Source organism: Kocuria sp. CNJ-770 (assembly GCF_001942375.1).
GTDB classification, from domain to species: domain Bacteria; phylum Actinomycetota; class Actinomycetes; order Actinomycetales; family Micrococcaceae; genus Kocuria; species Kocuria oceani.
The window spans coordinates 1-2,444 of record NZ_MKJW01000043.1; the positions used below are offsets into that span (position 1 = coordinate 1).

2 protein-coding genes are annotated in these 2,444 nt (G+C 67.4%); both read left to right on the plus strand.

The annotated features are described in order from the left end of the window. On the plus strand, nt 1-1,818 hold a 1,818-nt coding region (locus BJF77_RS02010), incomplete at its 5' end, for a type IV secretion system protein (RefSeq protein ID WP_075871128.1). Beyond that, a partial coding sequence (locus BJF77_RS02015; RefSeq protein ID WP_369821344.1) for an SCO6880 family protein occupies nt 1,799-2,444 on the plus strand: 646 nt, incomplete at its 3' end. The genes BJF77_RS02010 and BJF77_RS02015, both read left to right, overlap by 20 nt.

The following is a 2,444-nucleotide window of genomic DNA, read 5'->3' on the forward strand; positions in this document are numbered from 1 at the left end:
TTTAAGAACATGCTGTCTGGTGCGGCCGGGGATGCGCTGGATCAGATCGCGGACGGTGTGACCGCTGCCGTGGTTGAGACCATCGCTTCTCTGGGATCCATGTGGACACGCATTGGCACCGCCAACCTCACCAGCGATAACGGGGCCGGCACTCAGGCTCCGGCTCGGGGAGAGTTCAACGACCAGATTGACCTGCTGCTGAGCTACGCAAGCTGGATTGGATTGGGCCTGAGCGTGTTCGGGGTGTTGTTCCTGAGCATCGTGTTGGCCACCAACGCCCGCCGCGGTGACGGAGCCGGCCTGGTCAACACGGCCACCGTGCTGGCCTCCGGGGCGGCGTTGATCGGTGGGGCCACCAGCCTGATCGGCTTCCTCGTCCCCGCGCGGGCGATGAACCTCAGCGGGTCAGTGGGGTTTATCCAAGACCAGACCTTCTACCTCACCCTCGCGGTGGCTGCGCTGAGCGTGATGATCGCCGGGGCCCAGATGGCCTGGACCCAGCGTGCTGAACCAGCTCGGGACCTGCTCAAGGGACTGCTTACCTTGGCCGTGGTGACGGCTTCCGGGGTAACCATCCTCAACGTCCTGGTCCGGGGCACCGATGCCCTGGCCGTGCAGATCATCGACTCCGCCATCGGCGACGACTTCCAGACCGATGTGCTCAAGTTGTTGGCCCTGGACAACGCCACCAGTGCTGGGGCCGCTGACCCCGTCTGGCTGGGGGGTAACGTCATTATGATCATCGTCGGCGGAGTGGTGGCGATCATCGTGAACATCATCCAGTTGATGCTGATGGTGCTGCGCACCGGGATGCTGTTCCTCATGGCCGGGATCCTGCCGCTCTCAGCCGCCTTCCTGAACACCGAAACGGGGAAGAACTTCTTCCAGAAGGTCATCGCCTGGACGCTGGCCTTCGCCTTCTACAAGCCCGCTGCCGCCCTGATCTACGCATTGGCGATCAAGATGTCCACCACCGGGGTGTGGGAGGGCGGAGACAACGGGCTGATCCAGTTCGCCGCCGGGCTGATGATGATCGCCGCCTCCGTGTTCGCCTTGCCCGTACTCGTCGGCTTCCTCAGCCCCGTGCTGGGCTCGATGTCCTCCAGCGGAGGCGGTGGCGGCGGGGCGTTGGGCGTCGCGGCGATGGGAGCTGCGATCCCCCAGGGCGCGGCCCACCTGTCCCGGTCTGGGCGCGGGTTCGGCTCCGACTCTTCCTCCACAACACCGTCCCAGTCCTCTGCCTCGTCCAAGGGCGGGGCGAGCTCATCGCCTGCTGGGCCGGTATCCGCCCCCAGTGGGACCGCTGGTGGTGCTGGCTCTACTGGGACCACCATAGCAAGCACCGCTAGCACGGCAAGCACAGCAGCCGCCGGCGCGGCTACTGCCCCAGTGGCGGCTGGCATGGCCGCTGCCAACGCAGTGCAAAAGACCGGAGAAGCCGTCTCCGAGGCCACCGAATCCAGCGCGCATGGTGGTGTCTCCAGCGCTGGAGGCCCCACCTCCAGCACCGCACCGGCAGGAGCAACTTCTACCGGTGCACCGGGCCAAGATGGCACCGGAAAACCCTCCACCGGCACTGGGGCCCACCCCACTCCGGGCCGTGGCACTGGGGCCCAACCCACTCCAAGCAGCGGAGCAGCAGGGGCCGCGCCACGCACGGGCGCCCGGCCTGCTCCGAGTGCCGGTGCGCGGCCCACGGGCCCCACCGGCGCGGGACAGGCGGCGAAGGCCGTCCAGCAACAGGCACGTGCGTTCAAGGCGCAGATCGCCAACGAGACCGGAAACGAGGGCCGCCCTGATGGCGCAGACCGAAGCTAAAACCGAGAACCGTCCGCGGGTGTACGGCAACTTCCGCACCCCCACTTCCAAGGGCCTGGCCGGACTCTCGACCGCCGGCACCGTGCTGCTGATCGGTGGTGTGGTCGGCGGGATCCTGCTGATGATGCTCGATATGTGGCTGGTGGCCCTGGGGTTTGAGGCGGTAATCCTGACGCTGATCGCGCTGTCGATGCAGAAGAACAAGCATGGGCGCACCCTCATCGAGCGGATCCTGCGCCGGGCCGGGTGGGCCAACGCCCGCTACACCGGGGCCAACGTCTACCGGGCCGGGCCGGTGTCCCGGGTGCCGGAGGGCACCACGAAGTTGCCCGGGGTCTCGGCCCGGTCCAGGATCACCGAGCACGTCGACGGCTACGGCCGCCCCTTCGCGCTGCTCGAGGTCCCGCAGAAGCACCACTACACCGTGGTGTTCTCCTCCGAGCCCGATGGCGGGGGCATGGTTGATCAGGAGCACATCAACCGGTGGGTGGACCGCTGGGCGCACTGGCTGGGCATGCTCACCGACGAACCGGGACTGACCGCCGCCTCGGTGACGATCGAGACCGCCCCGGACTCCGGATACCGGCTGGCCCGCAAGATCGAGGCCCGCATGCACGAGGACGCCC